An 18,708-nucleotide genomic window follows, 5' to 3' on the forward strand; every position below is an offset into this window, starting at 1 on the left:
TTTTTTCATTATTCTACCCTGATATGTATTTCCCGTAAGGTATTTTGTTTATGGAATATATTACGACTGCCGAAATAAACAAGCAAAGTAAAGCTATAACAGGTACTGCAAATATAGGATTTGTAACATAATTATGGATTCCTATTTCTTTTATTACAGTTAATGTTAAAATATGTACCAAATAAATTCCATAGCTATATTTGCTAATAAAATTAACAACTTTATTTAAAGCAGGATTGAAGATTTCAAAATTCTTAAAAAACAGAAAAACTCCAATAGACACTATCAAAACATTTAAGGTATCATAATTATAAAAATACCCGTTAAAACTATTCGTCTTTTGGGATAAAAAATAAGTTCCAAATGCAGTAATACTAATTCCGATTATGATTAAAAACAGGGCAATTAAATAAATCGATTTTCTAGTAAAACCAAAAGATTTAATTGATAAATAATATCCTAAAACAACATACCCTATAAACCCTGAGAAATAAGTCAGATCAATATTAATTTTAAATCCGGACAAAATGGGCTGATTGATGGTTAATGTAAAAACCCATATCGACAAAAAATATAAAATTTCTTTTTCGGTTGCGTTTTGAATCCATTTACTTATGATTGGAATGAAAAGGTATATTCCAATAATCATGTAAATATACCAAAGATGATAAGAACTCCCTTTTTGTAATAAATGAATTATCCATTTAATACTTTCGAGAAAAGACATTCCATGATCTTCAGAAATTTTATGCCTTAGAGCAAGAATTGCATAAATAAAACTCCAAAATAAAAAAGGAAAAACTATTCGGGAGAATCTTTTCTTTAAGAAATCATTTAGTTCATAAGTCTTTCCCAGCATTAATGCACCTGTAAGCATTACAAATACTGGTACACAAAAACGTACCATGCTGTCATAAATATTACCGGTCCACCAAACAAAATCAGAAACACGACCAAATTGATATAAAATCTCTGAAGTGACATGTAAAAAAATCACACTAAAAGTTGCTACGACTCTTAGATTAGTTGTCCAAATCATTTTACTACCAACCTGGTTTTCGCTCATAAAACAATACTAATCAATTATAATCACAAATTACAAAGTTTCCAAATTAATTAGAAATAGAACCCGAAAGATCCTTTTACTGCAAATTTATTAGCATCGGGAGTGTTTAGATAACTGCCTCTCCAAGAGAAATCGATACGGAATACTTTGAAGATATTTCCAATTCCGGCATTGTATTCCCAATATACATTTTCAGGAGCATTATAAGGCTGACCTGAAGCATTTATGGCTCTGTTGGCATTCGAAATAGTTCCGTGAACAGCTTTAATACCTACAAATTCTCTCCAGTTTAACTTTCGCATAAACGGAACTCTGGCAAATAATCTTCCGCCAAAATCATGGTTCCATTGCAAAGTGGTATATTGATCTGTAATGAATTCGTAGAAATTCAGGTTACTAAATGTGTTCTCAATTGTAAAATAAGTCTGGTTACCCGGAATTACACTCATTAAGCCTAACGGAATTGTTCCCCAGGTTTTTCCGGTTTCCAGAATAACATTTGATCTTCCTAATGGTCCTATAATAATAGGCTGTTTATAAAACAATTGTACTTTTTCGTAAGCAAAGTCACTGTCTAAAACGCCTTTAAGTCCATAACTAAAGTTAACAAAGAAATGGCTAAAAGGACTGTCGACTAAATCTCTTTCTACTCCGTAACCAATCGTTTTACGGTTTGGCATATATTCAAACTGAATATTGGCTTCTGATTGTTTTACACTGCTTTGTATTACTCCGGCAGGATTTGCTGCAGATGGTAAAGTCGTATAATAATCTAAACTAAAAGTTTTGGATGCCGACTCTAATGTACGGTATGAAAAACCTGCCTGAACAATGAAGTTCTTTTTAGGTTCCATTTCAATCGAAACATTACTCAGGTTGATGTTGGTCAGTTTTCCGTTACTTCCGGTTGTAAACAAGGCAGATGACGCAAAACTTCGTCCCAAAATATCATTGGTTGTGGTTAAACTGGCTCCTATTTGTTCAATATCGCGCCTGTTTCCTCCTGAAATAATGAGTCGATTTTTCTTATCCAGCATCCATTTTCCGGAAACACCATATTTAAATTTATTATCGTCAAATCCGTAAGCTGTATAAGCTTGTATACGCCAGGGATCATTTGGACCAAAATAGGTTCTTCCTCCTGCTCTTATTCGTAATCCTTCGACTTCATTGTATCCAAATGTGGAGAAAATTGGCCCGTAATCGAAGTTCTTAAATTCGACATAACCGCTTCCTAAAATCGAGACCAGACTATAGAGCTGCTTAAACCGCTTAACCGTTTGCAGTGTATCTAACATTTTATAAATACCTGCTTCGTCTTTATTTAATTTCTCAAATCGGTTTGCTTCCCAAAATTCAGGCGGTCGCTCGTAAACTGTATTGTCTATAAAATTGACTTCTTCTTTATAAAACTTCTCCGGTTTCTGAATATTGAATTTATGGTTTCGATACAAAGTAGTTCGCTTTCCATAAACTCCTTTTGATTTTTCTTTTTTATTTAAAGCAAAATCAGACATCATATAGTCACGTGTCAATAGAAAAACTGAATCGTTTTCTACTTCAAATTCCTGCTCGATATAAATATCTTTTACCCAGTTAATATTGGCGCTTTTGGTAACACCCATATTAATTTTCTTGATAGCAAAAGTGGTATCATTAACCCAAAAATCTCCTTTAAAAGTCAATTCGTTTTTACGTCTTGGATAAAAAACAATATTATAACACCATTTTTTATCGACATAAGCACTGTCTTTTAATACATAATTATAAACATCAATTCCGGTTCTTGATAGCGGACTTGTAAAACTTTTATCAAAAAACTTCAGGTGATTGTCGTAAATATTATAATCTGAATAAAGATCTTTTACAAAAGATAAAATCTGTTGATTCCCGTTAAAACCAGACATTTTATTTCCGGTCAGGTTTTCTTTTACTTTCTTTATCTTGTTATCGCCGTAAACATCATAAACGGATTCGTTGATAAAAATAGGCAGATAGGTTTTTCCTGTAACTTCTGAGGTATCTACATGCTTAAACACAAACTCCATTCCTTTAAAGAGCTTGTTTTTCATAAAAGCACTATCAATCGTGTTCATATCGAACTCGACTTTTTCGTACTTCTGCATTTGATACTGATTGAATTGGTACAGACCGTTTTTACGTTTTCTTTCCCAGATTTTTCGAAGAATATCTAATGCCGGATTATTCTTTTTCGAGGTTTTTCCGGTATAAATTACAACTTCATTAAGTGCTTCGGCTTCGCTTAAAACAATTTTAAAATCATAATTTACTGCTTTTTCCAAAGGAACTTCACGATCAGAAAATCCTGCCGAGGTAACCAATAAAGCCGTGTAAGTATTTGGAGATTCAAGATAAAAACGTCCGTCTTCATTAGAAACTATTCCGGTATTTGAACCTTTAAAAACCACATTCGCAAACGGAACAGGCTGATTTGATTTATCCAAGACAATTCCGCTCACTTTCGTTTGTGCAGTAGCAATATTTACAAGAGCAAATACAAAAAACAGGCTGAGTAAAATTATTCTTTTCATAATCTGGCAAAAAAAAACTTCATCAATTAATATGACTGATGAAGTTCTATAAGTATTGTTTATTTTCTTATTTGTACATTACTTTCTTTACTGCTTTCACTACATCACCAGCATTTGGTAACCAGTCTTTCAGTAAAACAGGAGAGTAAGGTGCTGGAGTATCTGCAGTTGTAATACGCTGAATTGGCGCATCAAGGAAATCGAATGCTTGTTCCTGAACGATATAAGTAATCTCAGATGAAACACTCGCAAATGGCCAGGCTTCTTCTAATACTACTAAACGGTTTGTTTTTTTAACCGATTTAATGATTGCATCTTTATCCATTGGACGAACTGTTCTTAAGTCGATAATTTCACAAGAAATTCCTTCTTTAGCTAATTCATCAGCAGCGATAAAAGCTTCTTTGATAATTTTACCAAAAGAAACAATAGTTACATCTGTTCCTTCGCGTTTAACATCAGCAACTCCTAACGGAATTGTGTATTCTCCGTCCGGCACTTCACCTTTATCACCATACATTTGCTCAGACTCCATAAAGATTACCGGATCATTATCACGAATAGCCGATTTTAAAAGCCCTTTTGCATCATAAGGAGTTGAAGGTACCACTACTTTAAGACCCGGAGTATTTGCAAACCAGTTTTCTAAAGCTTGTGAGTGAGTTGCTCCTAATTGACCTGCAGAAGCAGTTGGTCCGCGGAAAACGATAGGCACATTAAATTGTCCACCTGTCATTTGACGCATTTTAGCAGCATTATTTATAATCTGATCAATACCAACTAAACAGAAGTTGAAGGTCATATACTCTACAATTGGACGACAGCCGTTCATTGCTGAACCTACTGCAATTCCTGTAAAACCAAGCTCAGCAATTGGAGTATCGATTACTCTTTTTTCACCAAACTCAGCAAGCATTCCTTTTGAAGCTTTGTACGCTCCGTTGTATTCTGCAACTTCTTCGCCCATTAAATATATGGATTCATCGTGACGCATCTCTTCGCTCATCGCTTCACAAATGGCCTCTCTAAATTGTATTGTTCTCATATTTTATATTGTATGTTGAATTTTCTGAAGAGCAAAAATAAATATTTTAAATAACTTAAAAGCATAAATTGAATTTAAAATCGCATGAACTTCTTTCTCTCCTTAGCTTTTAACTTTTTAAAGTTTATTGTGATATTTACGAAATCGATATAATAGACTTAAAATTCATTAAAATTATTTTTCAGACAAACTTCAATTCATTTGTTAATTCCTGCCTCTTTAAAATCCTTCCATCTAAACGTAAAAATTCAAAAATTAGTATTTGTAACCGTAAAATTTAACCTTTGTCTGAGCTCTAAGCATTATGAAATTCCTAACAATCAGACCAAATGGATATTATTTTTATTTTAGTTCCCGATAAAAGTCATTCAAAAACACACAATCTTCGAAATCGTAATAGTTTTAAAAAATATTATGCATGCATAGTATAATTATTCCAAATTAAATTCTAAATTTGTAAAAGCATATTATAAATTCAAAATATATACTTATGAAAATACTAGTTTGCATCAGCCATGTGCCTGATACTACTTCAAAAATCAACTTCTCCAATGGTGACTCAGAATTTGACACTAATGGCGTTCAATATGTAATTAATCCTAATGACGAATTTGGACTTACACGTGCTATCTGGTTTCAGGAGCAACAAGGTGCAAATGTAACTGTTGTAAATGTTGGAGGTCCTGATACTGAACCAACATTGCGTAAAGCTTTGGCAATTGGTGCAAACGAAGCAATTCGTGTTAATGCAAACCCAACTGACGGATTTTTTGTTGCAAAACAACTTGCTGAAGTAATTAAAAACGGAGGATATGATCTTGTAATTGCAGGAAAAGAATCTCTTGACTATAATGGCGGAATGGTTCCTGGAATGATTGCAGGAATTTTAGGTTTTAACTTTTTAAACTCTTGTACAGCTTTAACAGTTGACGGAAATAATGTAAAAGCAGTTCGTGAAATCGATGGTGGAAAAGAAACTGTAAGCACTACCCTGCCATTAATTATTGGAGGACAAAAAGGTCTTGTTGAAGAAAAAGATTTACGTATCCCGAATATGAGAGGAATCATGACAGCAAGAACTAAAGCCTTAACTATTCTTGAGCCAGTTGACGCTCCTGTAAATACAAAAGCGGTGAAATTTGAAAAACCAGCTCCAAAATCAGCTGTGAAATTAGTTTCTGCAGATAATTTAGATGAGTTAATCAATTTATTACACAACGAAGCGAAAGTGATTTAAGATTGTAGAGTTTAGATTTTAGATTGCAGACCGCAATACTAAATCTAAAATCAACATTTGATTCACTTCAAGATCTAAAATCAATAATCGTTTTAGATTTCATTTTCAAGAATCTGAAATCTAAAATCTAAAATCTAAAATTGTTATGTCAATATTAATATATGCAGAATCTGCAGAAGGAAAATTTAAAAAAGTAGCTTTCGAATTAGCTTCTTACGCAAAAAAGGTAGCCGAAAGTTTAGGAACAACTGTTACAGCTTTAACAGTGAACATTAGCGATGTAAGCGAATTAGCTAAATACGGAGTTGATAAAGTATTAAAAGTAAACAACGATAAATTAGCTGGTTTTACTGCTAAAGCTTATGCTGATGTAATTAAACAAGCTGCTGAAAAAGAAGGAACAAAAGTAGTTTTACTTTCTTCTACAACAGACAGTATTTATCTTTCATCATTAGTTGCAGTAGCTTTAAATGCTGGTTTTGCATCGAATGTGGTTGGATTACCGGTAAGCACTTCACCATTTCAGGTAAAAAGAAATGCTTTCTCCAACAAAGCTTTTAACATTACTGAAATCAATACTGATGTAAAAGTACTTGGTTTAGCTAAAAACTCATACGGAATCTTCGAAAATGCAGGATCTGCAACTGAGGAAGATTTTAACTCAACAATTGGAGACAACGACTTTGGAGTAAAAGTAGAATCTGTAGAAAAAGTAAGCGGAAAAGTATCTATCGCTGATGCTGACATCGTAGTTTCTGGCGGACGTGGATTAAAAGGTCCTGAAAACTGGGGATTAGTTGAAGATCTTGCTGCTGTTTTAGGAGCTGCAACGGCTTGTTCTAAACCTGTTTCAGATCTAGGATGGAGACCTCATAGCGAGCACGTTGGACAAACAGGAAAACCAGTTGCAACAAACTTATATATTGCAATAGGAATTTCCGGAGCAATCCAGCACATTGCAGGTATCAACTCATCAAAAGTTAAAGTAGTAATCAATAATGATCCTGAAGCTCCTTTCTTTAAAGTAGCTGATTACGGTGTTGTTGGAGACGCATTTGAAATTGTACCTCAATTAACAGAAAAATTAAAAGCTTTTAAAGCTCAGCATTCTTAAAAAATTTAAGAATTCTCTTCAAAAATATAGCTGCCTAAAAACAAGATAATTGTATCTTTGTTTTAGGTAGCTTTTTTGTTCCATATTTTTTGATTAAAATTGCACTTTTATTTCCCTATCAAAAAAAGTATAAAAATGAGGCGCTAAGTGCCCTTTTTACAAACATATATGAGTCTAGTAAAATTATCCATAAAAGGAATTTCATACAGTCAAACTCAAAATGGCGCTTATGCCTTAATTTTGAATGAAGTGGATGGCGAGAGAAAATTACCTATTGTTATTGGTGCTTTTGAAGCCCAATCGATAGCTATTGCCTTAGAAAAAGAAATTAAACCGCCCCGCCCGCTAACACATGATTTATTTAAAAACTTCGCAGAAAGATTTGATATCGTTGTAAAACAAGTCATTATTCATAAACTTGTTGACGGTGTTTTTTACTCCAGTCTGATTTGCGAAAGAGATAAAATCGAAGAGATTATCGATGCCAGAACTTCTGATGCAATCGCTCTTGCCCTACGCTTTAACGCACCGATTTTTACCTATAAAAACATTCTGGACAAAGCCGGAATTTATTTAAAATCAAACACAGCAGATTCTGACCAGGGCGCTCAGGAAATTGATGATGTACTTTCTAATCCTGAAACTTTTGGACGTGAAGAAGAAACCAATCAATCCGGAGATGTTTATGCTAAACATAGTCTACAGGAACTAAACGAACTGTTAGACCAGGCCGTTTCTCAGGAAGATTACGAAAAAGCAGCTAAAATCAGAGACGAAATCTCGAAAAGATAAAATTACTGTTTAATCGTTGATTTGTTTATTCGTTAAATCGATTAAACAATTAAACGAATAACCGAATAAACAAAACATGAAACAATACTTAGATTTAGTAAAACACGTTTTAGAAAACGGCTGTCAAAAAGGAGACCGAACCGGAACCGGAACAAAAAGTGTTTTTGGCTATCAAATGCGTTTTGATTTAAGTGAAGGTTTCCCAATGGTTACAACCAAAAAACTGCACTTAAAATCAATTATTTACGAATTACTTTGGTTTTTAAAAGGAGATACAAACGTAAAATACCTTCAGGAAAACGGAGTTAAAATCTGGGATGAATGGGCAGATTCTAATGGTGATTTAGGCCCGGTTTACGGACATCAGTGGCGCAATTGGAACAGTGAAGAAATCGATCAGATTTCGGAATTAATCACTGAGTTAAAAACAAATCCAAACAGCCGCAGAATGCTGGTTTCTGCATGGAACCCTTCGGTTTTGCCGGATACTAAAAAATCTTTTGAAGAAAATGTAGCCAACAATAAAGCTGCATTGCCTCCTTGTCATGCCTTTTTTCAGTTTTACGTAGCAACTCCGGACTTAGAAAAAGGAGAAACAAAAGGAAAACTATCCTGTCAATTGTATCAGCGAAGTGCCGATATATTTTTGGGAGTTCCTTTTAATATTGCTTCTTACGCATTACTAACTATGATGATTGCGCAGGTTTGCGATCTTGAACCAGGAGAATTTATTCATACTTTTGGAGATGCACACATTTATAACAATCATTTTGAGCAATTAGAATTGCAACTAACACGTGAACCAAGACCATTACCAAAAATGATCTTAAATCCGGGAATTAAAAACATATTTGATTTTGATTTCAGCGATTTTACACTTGTCGATTACGATCCGCACCCTGCTATAAAAGGCAGCGTTGCTGTATAATTATAAAAACAAAATCCGCTAAAAAGCGGATTTTTTTATACCACTAAAACACTATTTTCACTTCCGGCATAATCATTCCATTTGTAAAAATCTGCTTCAGGATCATTAACATAAGCCCCGTCGATCACATACTTAAATTCGTAAATCGCATCTTTAACCAAATCATAAGTTGCTTTAAAAGTTCCGTTTTTCAACTTGCTTAAAGTTCCCTCTGAAACATTCCAGTTATTAAAATCACCAACAACTGCTGCCGAATCAGCATCTTTGGCGTCTATCGAAAATGTAACTTTAACAACCGGCTTCGTTTTAATAAATTGTTTCTTCAAAGACATAACTATTTCGTTTTTAGATTTATACAATAAAATTACACAAATTCACCTGAACATTCTATCGCACTGTAACCGATTTATGATTATAGCAAAAACAACAACTTATTTTCATTACATCTATAATTTAAACGGCTTTATTTTTCGCATTTAAAACTCCCAGAAGGTTTTAAAACAAATATTTATGAATCTAAACATGGTGTTTTCAAAATAAATTTTAACTTTATGATCTCATTTATATCTTATGGAAAAAGAAGTGCACGAACAATACGAGTATGCCAGAAGACGTATTAGACAAAAAAAAATCCTGTATTTTCATTTTGTTCTCTTTCTGCTTGGAAGTTTATTTATATTCATTGCAAATCGATTTTTCGGCTTTGGAGCATCTACTGAACAAAATTGGTGCTTATGGGGCATTACTTTATGGTTTTTCGTTTTTATACTTCACTTTATAAAAGTTTACATTACAGATCGTTTCATGAATAAAAAATGGGAAAGAGAGCAAATTGACAGACTTGTTGGTTTACAGCAAAAAAGGATCAGTCAATTAGAGTCCAGAATAAACGAGGATACAGAAAATAAAATTTAGTTTGAGCACATTATGATTATAATGATTGCGGCTGTTGCCGAAAATAATGCCCTTGGAAAAGACAATGATTTAGTATGGCATCTGCCAAACGATTTTAAAAGGTTTAAATCGCTTACAACTAATCATCATATTATAATGGGAAGAAAGACATTTGAAAGCTTCCCTAAACCGCTGCCTAACAGAGTTCATGTTATCATTACACGCCAGAAAGACTATCAAGCCGAAGGCTGTATTGTTGTAGACAGTATTGAAAAAGCAATTGCTGCCTGCCCTGAAAATGAAGATTCTTATATTATAGGTGGAGGAGAAATCTACAATTTAGGCTTACCTTATACAGATATTATAGAAATAACCAAAGTACACCATACTTTTGAAGCTGATGCTTTTTTTCCTAAAATCAATTCAAATGAATGGCAGCTTGTAGAAACAGAAGAAAATTTTAAAGATGAGAAACATCTTTATGATTACACTTACGAAACATACATCCGAAAATAAAAAAACACCCTCTTTTGAAGGGTGTTTTTTAAAAACGATTGATTTCATAGATACAATACTTTCCTGAAATAGTTTTTGAAAAAATCACAAATGTCTAAGAAACATCTGAAATAACTGAATAACATAAATGTTAATTGAGAACGAATCTCAAAAGCGCCTTTAATAACAAATACCACTAAGATATTAAAGGCAAGAAAATTAAAATTTCCAAAAACAAATTTAATCCTAAGAACGTATTTCGCACTTTAATAATGTAGTATTAACCCCAAGAAAATACTTTTAAAACTATTTACAAGAACAAATCAGTACCAGTGCAAAAAAAATACTTTTTTGATTTTAAGCCATTGTATTACTATCAATCATTAAATTTTAATCATTTTTACTTTGACAAAATTGGCTATAAAAACTTCATTCCACAATACCCACTTTTGGTGATTTTTTCAAAATACCTGATTTCGGTGATGCCAAAAATTCCAACATCAAACAATGAATTAAAAACCTCCTTATAAAACATTTAAAAGGACAATTTAAAAAACCAATAACAGTTAAGACAGATTGTATTATATTTGCTTAAATAAAAAAAATGTCTGAAAAAATAACCCCATATAAAGACTCTTCTTTAGGAAAGAAAGAGCAGGTTGCTCAAATGTTTGATAACATCTCCGGCAACTATGATAATCTAAACCGTGTCATTTCTTTTGGAATTGACACTAAATGGAGAAAAAAAGTATTAAAGATCGTTTCAGACACAAAACCAAAAAACATTCTGGACATTGCAACAGGAACAGGTGATCTGGCTATTTTAATGTCACAAACCAATGCTGAAAAAATTATTGGCCTGGATATTTCAGCAGGAATGCTGGAAGTTGGAAAAAAGAAAGTTGAAGCAAAGAACTTATCAAATGTTATTGACTTAGTTTTAGGGGACTCTGAAAAAATACCTTTTGAAGACAATTACTTTGATGCCATAACTGTAGGCTTTGGAGTTCGAAATTTTGAAAATCTTGAAAAAGGTTTTGCTGAAATTTTAAGAGTTTTAAAACCAAATGGGGTATTTGTGATTTTAGAAACCTCTGTTCCGGACAAAACACCATACAAACAAGGATATAAGTTTTATAGTAAAAATATTTTGCCTATTATTGGTAAATTATTTTCTAAAGACAATTCGGCTTATGGTTATTTGTCTGAATCTGCGGCTGCTTTTCCATATGGAGAAGCCCTGAACAATATTTTGAGAAAAATTGGGTTTATAGATGTTGTGGCTATGCCTCAAACTTTTGGCGTTGCAACCATTTATTCTGCATCTAAAAAATAGTATGAAAAAAACTGTAGTCTTAATTTTATTAGTCTTAACGACAAAAGGATATTCTCAATTTGCTAAAAGTATGTTTAGCAAAGATCCTATTATTAATCTCGAAAACTGGCAAAAACAGCGCGTCTATTTTGGATATTATCTTGGGTTCAATAGTTTCGACTTTAAATTTGACTACAAATCTCCCGGTCCGGATATTCAGGTAAAAAAGACTACTGGTTTTAATGTTGGTGTAGTTGCCGATTTAAGATTACAGGAATACATAAACTTACGTTTTGAACCAGGCTTATACTATACAAAACGCGATTTGTTTTATCCTAATCTGCCTTTACAGAAAGATTATTTAAGAGAGGTAAACAGTACTTATATTCACTTTCCTTTGTTACTTAAATTCTCCTCTTTACGTACCGGAAATATTCGTCCGTACCTGGTTGGCGGAATGTCTACTACACTTAATTTATCCAGCAACTCAAAATCGCAGGATGATAACAACGAAGGAAAATTCAGAGTAAAACCATGGACAGCTGCTTATGAGCTAGGTTTTGGAATTGATATTTTCTCTGAATACTTTATTTTCTCTCCTTCAATTAGAGGTATGTTTGGTATTACTGACGAGTTAATTCGTGATAATCCGGCAAAAGGACCTAGCCCATGGACTGATAATATTGATTCTATGAAATCGAGAGCGATTTTAATAAATTTCACTTTCCATTAAAACAAATTCTTAACTATTTCGTTTAAATTCATTAAGAATAATTGCTGTTGCTGTAGCTACATTTAAACTTTCGGTTTTTTGCAGCTCTCCAAACCTGGGAATTGTTAGTCGGCTTGTAACCATTTTTTCAATCTCTGCCGAAATACCATTGGCTTCATTACCCATTATAATGATTCCATCCTGAGGCAGACTCGATTGATAAATATTATCTCCGTCCATAAAGGTCCCAAAAACAGGTAATCTTGTTTGAGTTATAAATGATTTCAGATCAACATAATTTACGTTTACTCGGGTAATAGACCCCATTGTTGCCTGCACAACCTTTGGATTATAAATATCAACGGTTTCTTTGGAACAAACAATTTGTTTGATACCAAACCAGTCGCAAAGGCGTAAAATTGTTCCTAGATTTCCGGGATCACGAATATCATCCAAAGCTAAAATCAAACCTGAATCTGTTATTTTCTTTTCGGCAGGGATTTTAAAAACTGCCAGACAGGAATTTGGAGTAGATAAAGCACTTATTTTTTTAAGTTCCTGGTCATTAATTAAAGTTCGTTTTGAAGAATCGACTGCCTCAAAATCGTTTAGAGTGGTATACAAATGTTCTAATTCAAAATTGGATTGCAACAATTCTTGAATTACTTTTACTCCTTCGGCGAAAAATAATTGATTTGCAAAACGTTGCTTTTTTTGATGTAAACCTGAGATAAGTTTTATTTGGTTTTTACTAACCATAAAATAATGTACTTTTGAATTAAATATTTTACAACACTTGAAAAATAATTCTACAAAAATAACAGCATTTATTCTAATAGCAACACTTATTTGCGCCTGTAATGCTGTAAAAAGAGTTCCGGACGGAAAAAATCTTCTTGTAAAAAATACTATTCTTGTAAATGGAAAGGCTACAAATGACGAAATAGCTTCTAACCAAATGTATCAAAAACCTAATGGTACGCTGTTAGGCTACAAATTACGCTTAAACATGTACAATCTGGCCAATCTAAATCCAGACTCTACTTATCAGGCTAAATTTAAAAATCATCCGGGCAAATATGAACGCATGTCTAAAATTTATTCAGCAAAACAAGTTGACCGTCTTGGGCAGTCTTTTTACTACAAAGGGATTCATGAATTCTTAAAAAACACTGGAGAACCTCCTGTTATTATTGACACTGCTAAGACCAAAAAATCACTTTTACGTTTAAAATATTACTATTTCAACAATGGTTATTTTAATGTAACAACAGATTACAGCATTGATAGTGTTGCCAGAAAAAAAGCCAAAATAAACTATCTTATTACTACTGGCCCGGCATACATCCTGGATACTATCAAAACCAATATTATGACCCCGGCCTTGGATTCATTGTATAAAAACAACAATGAACCTTCATTTATAAAATCCGGAAAACAATACAAAACTTCTGATTTTGAAGAAGAAAAAAACCGTGTTACCACTTATTTCAGAAATCATGGTGCTTATTTCTTCCAGCCTACTTATGTTACTTTTGATATTGATACTATTGGCAAAAAAAACAAAGCCAATGTAACCTTAATTGTAAATAACAATAATATTCAGGAAAAAGATTCCAGCAGAACCGAGCCTTTTAAACTATACAAAATTAGTGATGTTAATATTTACACTGATTATTCGGCATCAAAAGCAAAAAGCAAAATTACAGACAGCACCACTTACAACAACTTTAATTTATACAGTTTTAAAAAATTAAAATACAAGCCTCGTGCAATTACTGATGCTATCTTTATTAATAAAGGAAGTACTTTTTCAGACACAAGAACAACCCTTTCTTCACGATATTTGAACAACCTGAAAATCTTTAATTATCCATCAATTCAGTATGAGGTGGACAAGCGCGATTCGACAGCGCAATCTTTAATTGCCAATATTTACCTGACACCAAGAAAAAAATATAGTTTTGGCTCTACTCTTGATTTTACACACTCTAATATTCAGGATTTCGGAATTGGAGGAAGTATTTCGGAAACGATTCGAAATGTATTCAATAGAGCAGAAACATTAGAAATTTCAGCTCGTGCAAACATTGGTTCCTCAAAAGACATGGCGAATCCTAATAATAATTTCTTCAATGTCTCAGAATATGGAGTTGATTTAAAACTGAATTTCCCAAGAATCCTGATGCCTTTTGGAACTGAAAAAATTATCCCTAAAAGAATGATTCCGTCCACAAGCATCACAGCAGGTTTCTCTAAGCAAAGAAATATTGGTTTAGATAAAGAAAATTTCACTGGTGGATTTGCTTATAACTGGTCTCCTAAACGAAATAATACAGCAAAACTTGAATTACTAAATGCTCAGTTTGTACGTAATTTAAATCCTGATAATTATTTCAATGTATATACTTCATCTTACAACGAATTAAACAGCATTGGTAAAGATCACAATATAAATCCTAAGAATTTTGACAACCCGATTGATAAAAATTTAATTATCCCAACCGGAACCACAGGTTTTACAAGCGATGTATTAGGAAACAAAACAGATTTAGTTTCGACAGATAAACAATATCAGGAAGTTGAAAGTATTGAAGAAAGACGAAAACGTCTGACTGAAAATGATTTTATTTTAGCGACTAGCTTTTCTTTTACCAAAACCACTAAAAAAGATCTTGCTGACAATACTTTTTATCAATTTAAAACAAAAATAGAATCTGCAGGAACTTTATTATCAGCCATTTCCAGTGTTGCAAATTTACCTAAAAACACAAATGGTAATTACGAAATATTTAATCTGGAATATTCAGAATATATTAAAACCGAATTCGATTATATCAAACACTGGGATTTTGGTAAAGAAAAAGTACTGGCCGTAAGAAGCTTTTTTGGTATTGCAATTCCGTTTGGAAATTCAAATTACATCCCCTTCTCCCGAAGTTATTATGCAGGAGGTTCAAATGATAACCGTGCATGGCAGCCTTATGATTTAGGACCGGGAAGTACAAATGCCGTAAACGACTTTAATGAGGCAAACATGAAGATCGCATTTAGTGCAGAATTTAGATTTAAAGTTTTTGGAGATGTTAAAGGAGCCATCTTTGCAGACGCCGGAAATATCTGGAATGTGCTCGATAATGTGACCGACGAGAAAGCAAAATTCTCTAACGTAAACGATTTAGCTGAAATTGCTTTGGGTTCAGGATTTGGTTTACGATACGATTTAAGCTTTTTTGTTATTCGTTTAGATTTAGGCTTCAAGACTTATAATCCGGCGCATGACAAAGGAGATCGCTGGTTCAAGGAATATAATTTTGGGCACTCGGTTTTAAATTTTGGAATAAATTATCCGTTCTAATGCTAATTAATTCTTATTTTTGCAACCTAAAAACTAAAAACAACTATAAAAAAAATTAGAATGGCACACAATATCAAACCCGGAGTAGCTACAGGAGATCAGGTACAGGAGATTTTTAATTATGCAAAAGAAAAAGGTTTTGCATTACCTGCAGTAAACGTTACTGGGTCTAGCACAATAAACGGAGTTCTTGAAACTGCTGCAAAATTAAATGCACCGGTTATTATTCAATTTTCAAACGGAGGAGCTCAGTTTAACGCTGGAAAAGGTCTTTCTAACGCTGGTGAAAAATCAGCTATCGCTGGTGGAATCGCCGGAGCAAAACACATCCATACTTTGGCAGAGGCTTATGGTGCTACTGTAATTTTACATACTGACCACTGTGCAAAAAAATTATTGCCTTGGATTGATGGTTTATTAGATGCTTCTGAAAAACATTTTGCTGAAACAGGAAAACCATTATTCAGTTCTCACATGATCGATTTGTCTGAGGAGCCAATCGAAGAAAACATTGAGATCTGCAAAGAGTACTTAGCAAGAATGAGCAAAATGGGAATGACATTAGAAATCGAACTTGGTATTACAGGTGGTGAAGAAGATGGTGTTGACAATTCTGATGTTGATAGCTCAAAATTATATACTCAACCAGAAGAAGTAGCTTATGCTTATGAAGAATTATCTAAAGTAAGTCCTAAATTTACAATTGCTGCTGCTTTTGGAAACGTTCACGGTGTTTACAAACCAGGAAACGTAAAATTGACTCCAAAAATCTTAAAAAATTCTCAGGATTTCGTACAAAACAAATTCAACACTGGTCATAACCCGGTAGATTTCGTTTTCCACGGAGGTTCAGGTTCTACACTTGAAGAAATCAGAGAAGCTATTGGATACGGAGTGATTAAAATGAATATTGATACAGATTTACAGTTTGCTTATACTGAAGGAATCCGTGATTATATGGTGAACAACATTGAGTATTTAAAAACTCAAATTGGTAACCCTGAAGGAGCTGATGTTCCTAACAAGAAATACTATGACCCAAGAAAATGGGTTCGTGAAAGCGAAGTTACATTCAACACAAGACTTGAACAAGCTTTTGCTGATTTAAATAACGTAAACACGTTGTAATTAACAATTAACAATTGACAATTGATAACTAATCTTATCAATTGTCAATTATCAATTATCAATTAAAAATATGGCTTGGTTTAAAAGACAGGAAAAAGGGATTACGACCGCTACAGAAGACAAGATGGACGTTCCGAAAGGATTGTGGTACAAATCTCCTACCGGAAAAATTATTGATGCTGACGAATTAGCAAGAAACTTATTTGTTAGCCCTGAAGATGATTTTCACGTTCGAATTGGAAGCGCAACCTATTTTGAAATCTTATTCGACAACAATGAGTTTGTTGAATTAGACAAAAACATGACATCAAAAGATCCTCTGCATTTTGTTGATACAAAAAAATATGCTGACAGATTGAAAGATGTAATGGAGAAAACTCACCTGAAAGACGCTGTGCGTACAGGAGTGGGAAAATCTAAAGGAAAAGAACTTGTAATTTGCTGTATGGATTTTGCCTTTATTGGCGGATCTATGGGAGCTGTTGTTGGAGAAAAAATTGCCAGAGGTATTGATCACGCGATCAAAAACAAGTTGCCTTTTGTAATGATTTCTAAATCTGGTGGAGCCCGTATGATGGAAGCTGCTTATTCTTTAATGCAATTAGCAAAAACTTCTGTGAAATTGGCTCAATTGGCCGAAGCAAAATTACCTTACATTTCGCTTTGTACTGATCCAACTACCGGAGGAACAACTGCATCCTATGCGATGCTAGGAGATATCAATATTTCTGAGCCAGGTGCTTTGATTGGTTTCGCAGGTCCTCGTGTGGTACGTGATACTACAGGAAAAGATTTACCGGAAGGTTTTCAAACTGCTGAGTTTCTTTTAGAGCACGGTTTCTTAGACTTTATCACGCCTAGAAAAGAATTGAAAGACAAAATCAATTTGTATATCGATTTAATTCAAAACAATACTATTAGATAGTTTCAAAACTTCTAAAACACTTAAATCCCAAGAAAAATTTCCTTGGGATTTTTTTTTACACTCAATTTACTCAAAACAGCAACCTTTAAGTATCTTAATTTCTAGGCTTGCCATTTTTCAATTCTTTATCAGCAATCTTAAAAGCCAGCTTCTCACGCCATATAGCATAACGTTCTCTAAGAACTATTTTCATACCGCTATCTACTGCACCATGCATAAATAAACTCCATACACTTGCCATTTTTCTAATTATTGATCTATCCCATGCACGCAATGTTAGAGAAAAAGAGCCATCTATGTAACGCATCCAGTGCCACATTCCCGTAGGCATAAATAAGGTATCTCCATGCTCCAGAAAAACTTCGTAGCCTTCGACGCCTTTTAAAGCGGGAAATTTTTCAAAATCAGGATTGGCAACATCATAATCTTCCAGAGCATAAGTAGTATTAGGAACACAGTAAAGTCTCTTTTTCCATTTGTTATCAAATAATATAATATGCTTTCTTCCTCCAAAATGAGTATGAAAAAGGTGAGGCAAATCGATATCATAATGCAAAAAAGTAATAGCACTCGATCCTCCAAAAAACATCGCAGGCATGCTTTCAATAAAACCTCCCATTAATTCTTTTGGAACTTTTATGTCATGAACTAATTCGGGTTTGTGTTTAAAAAGATTAAAGAAAAAAATACGTAACTGAGTGGGTTCGCTTTTTATCAAATCCAGATAATCACCAAATTTCATACTGGCAATAGAGGCATTAATTACTTTTGTTGGATCTGCTTTAGAATTATCAACTAGCTTTACCTCAATATCTCCTGCAATTTGCTTAAAATAATCTGTTGACCATTTTTCGCGCGCAGGCCAGTCTTTTGTTAATCCTTTTATAATTAAAGGCTTTCTTTTATCTAAATAGTTCTTTTTAAAATCTTCCCGGGAAATAGACTCAACAAGATCAACAGGTTTTAATATAAAGCTCATTTATTCAGCAATTTAGATTATCTGTTTACCAAATTTATTTAATTATTTCCAGTTGATAACGTTTACAGTAAATTATTACAAAAGAAAAATCGTTATAGCCTCTCAAATGGTATCGATAGAATATCACTTCACTTTAAAAACATCAAACTCCCAGCCATTTTATTTTCA

The 18,708-nt window shown here is 33.3% G+C and carries 17 protein-coding genes; 11 read left to right on the forward strand and 6 right to left on the reverse strand.

What is annotated here, in order from left to right; all coding sequences use genetic code 11:
- Positions 1-13: 13 nt before the first annotated feature.
- The 3 genes from A4F88_RS20615 to A4F88_RS20625 form a co-directional block, all read right to left on the reverse strand.
- On the reverse strand, positions 14-1,066 hold the full coding sequence (locus tag A4F88_RS20615) for an acyltransferase (RefSeq protein WP_068844663.1): 1,053 nt from the start codon (positions 1,064-1,066) through the stop codon (positions 14-16).
- Positions 1,067-1,116: 50 nt separating this feature from the next.
- Positions 1,117-3,618: a DUF5686 and carboxypeptidase-like regulatory domain-containing protein gene (locus tag A4F88_RS20620; RefSeq protein ID WP_068844664.1), complete on the reverse strand. Its 2,502-nt coding sequence runs from the start codon at positions 3,616-3,618 to the stop codon at positions 1,117-1,119.
- A 67-nt stretch (positions 3,619-3,685) separates the two neighbouring features.
- A complete protein-coding gene (locus tag A4F88_RS20625) occupies positions 3,686-4,663 on the reverse strand; it encodes a pyruvate dehydrogenase complex E1 component subunit beta (RefSeq protein ID WP_068844665.1) in 978 nt (325 codons plus the stop codon).
- A 490-nt stretch (positions 4,664-5,153) separates the two neighbouring features.
- Here A4F88_RS20625 and A4F88_RS20630 point away from each other — a divergent pair, with 490 nt between their 5' ends.
- The 4 genes from A4F88_RS20630 to A4F88_RS20645 all read left to right on the forward strand — a co-directional run bounded on the left by A4F88_RS20630 (position 5,154) and on the right by A4F88_RS20645 (position 8,734).
- Positions 5,154-5,900, forward strand: coding sequence for an electron transfer flavoprotein subunit beta/FixA family protein (locus tag A4F88_RS20630; protein ID WP_068844666.1), 747 nt, complete (start codon positions 5,154-5,156; stop codon positions 5,898-5,900).
- A 145-nt stretch (positions 5,901-6,045) separates the two neighbouring features.
- Positions 6,046-7,014: an electron transfer flavoprotein subunit alpha/FixB family protein gene (locus tag A4F88_RS20635; RefSeq protein WP_068844667.1), complete on the forward strand. Its 969-nt coding sequence runs from the start codon at positions 6,046-6,048 to the stop codon at positions 7,012-7,014.
- A 168-nt stretch (positions 7,015-7,182) separates the two neighbouring features.
- Positions 7,183-7,806 carry a bifunctional nuclease family protein gene (locus A4F88_RS20640; RefSeq protein WP_068844668.1) on the forward strand — a complete coding sequence of 208 codons (624 nt, stop codon included), beginning with the start codon at positions 7,183-7,185 and terminating at the stop codon, positions 7,804-7,806.
- Positions 7,807-7,882: 76 nt separating this feature from the next.
- Positions 7,883-8,734, forward strand: coding sequence for a thymidylate synthase (locus A4F88_RS20645; protein WP_068844669.1), 852 nt, complete (start codon positions 7,883-7,885; stop codon positions 8,732-8,734).
- A 35-nt stretch (positions 8,735-8,769) separates the two neighbouring features.
- On the opposite strand, the gene A4F88_RS20650 is transcribed toward A4F88_RS20645, so the two are convergent.
- On the reverse strand, positions 8,770-9,066 hold the full coding sequence (locus tag A4F88_RS20650) for an isoamylase early set domain-containing protein (RefSeq protein WP_068844670.1): 297 nt from the start codon (positions 9,064-9,066) through the stop codon (positions 8,770-8,772).
- Between the two features lie 238 nt (positions 9,067-9,304).
- Here A4F88_RS20650 and A4F88_RS20655 point away from each other — a divergent pair, with 238 nt between their 5' ends.
- The 4 genes from A4F88_RS20655 (at position 9,305) to porT (ending at position 12,171) form a co-directional block, all read left to right on the forward strand.
- On the forward strand, positions 9,305-9,649 hold the full coding sequence (locus A4F88_RS20655; protein WP_068844671.1) for a 2TM domain-containing protein: 345 nt from the start codon (positions 9,305-9,307) through the stop codon (positions 9,647-9,649).
- Between the two features lie 12 nt (positions 9,650-9,661).
- Entirely contained in the window at positions 9,662-10,144 is a 483-nt protein-coding gene (locus A4F88_RS20660; protein ID WP_068844672.1) for a dihydrofolate reductase, read from the forward strand.
- 583 nt (positions 10,145-10,727) lie between these two features.
- Complete coding sequence (gene ubiE / locus A4F88_RS20665; protein ID WP_068844673.1) at positions 10,728-11,459, forward strand: bifunctional demethylmenaquinone methyltransferase/2-methoxy-6-polyprenyl-1,4-benzoquinol methylase UbiE; 732 nt, start codon at positions 10,728-10,730, stop codon at positions 11,457-11,459.
- Between the two features lies 1 nt (position 11,460).
- On the forward strand, positions 11,461-12,171 hold the full coding sequence (gene porT, locus A4F88_RS20670; RefSeq protein ID WP_068844674.1) for a type IX secretion/gliding motility protein PorT/SprT: 711 nt from the start codon (positions 11,461-11,463) through the stop codon (positions 12,169-12,171).
- Positions 12,172-12,180: 9 nt separating this feature from the next.
- On the opposite strand, the gene A4F88_RS20675 is transcribed toward porT, so the two are convergent.
- Positions 12,181-12,909: a TrmH family RNA methyltransferase gene (locus A4F88_RS20675; RefSeq protein ID WP_068844675.1), complete on the reverse strand. Its 729-nt coding sequence runs from the start codon at positions 12,907-12,909 to the stop codon at positions 12,181-12,183.
- Positions 12,910-12,946: 37 nt separating this feature from the next.
- Here A4F88_RS20675 and tamL point away from each other — a divergent pair, with 37 nt between their 5' ends.
- The 3 genes from tamL to accD all read left to right on the forward strand — a co-directional run bounded on the left by tamL (position 12,947) and on the right by accD (position 17,561).
- Complete coding sequence (gene tamL / locus A4F88_RS20680; protein ID WP_068844676.1) at positions 12,947-15,508, forward strand: translocation and assembly module lipoprotein TamL; 2,562 nt, start codon at positions 12,947-12,949, stop codon at positions 15,506-15,508.
- Between the two features lie 60 nt (positions 15,509-15,568).
- Entirely contained in the window at positions 15,569-16,636 is a 1,068-nt protein-coding gene (gene fbaA / locus A4F88_RS20685; RefSeq protein ID WP_068844677.1) for a class II fructose-bisphosphate aldolase, read from the forward strand.
- Between the two features lie 70 nt (positions 16,637-16,706).
- The gene (accD, locus tag A4F88_RS20690; protein ID WP_068844678.1) at positions 16,707-17,561 is read left to right on the forward strand and encodes an acetyl-CoA carboxylase, carboxyltransferase subunit beta; all 855 of its coding nucleotides are present in this window, start codon (positions 16,707-16,709) and stop codon (positions 17,559-17,561) included.
- Between the two features lie 94 nt (positions 17,562-17,655).
- On the opposite strand, the gene A4F88_RS20695 is transcribed toward accD, so the two are convergent.
- Positions 17,656-18,540, reverse strand: coding sequence for a cupin-like domain-containing protein (locus A4F88_RS20695; RefSeq protein ID WP_068844679.1), 885 nt, complete (start codon positions 18,538-18,540; stop codon positions 17,656-17,658).
- Positions 18,541-18,708 lie beyond the last annotated feature (168 nt).

Origin of the sequence: Flavobacterium chilense, assembly GCF_001602525.1 — a bacterium.
GTDB lineage: Bacteria > Bacteroidota > Bacteroidia > Flavobacteriales > Flavobacteriaceae > Flavobacterium > Flavobacterium chilense.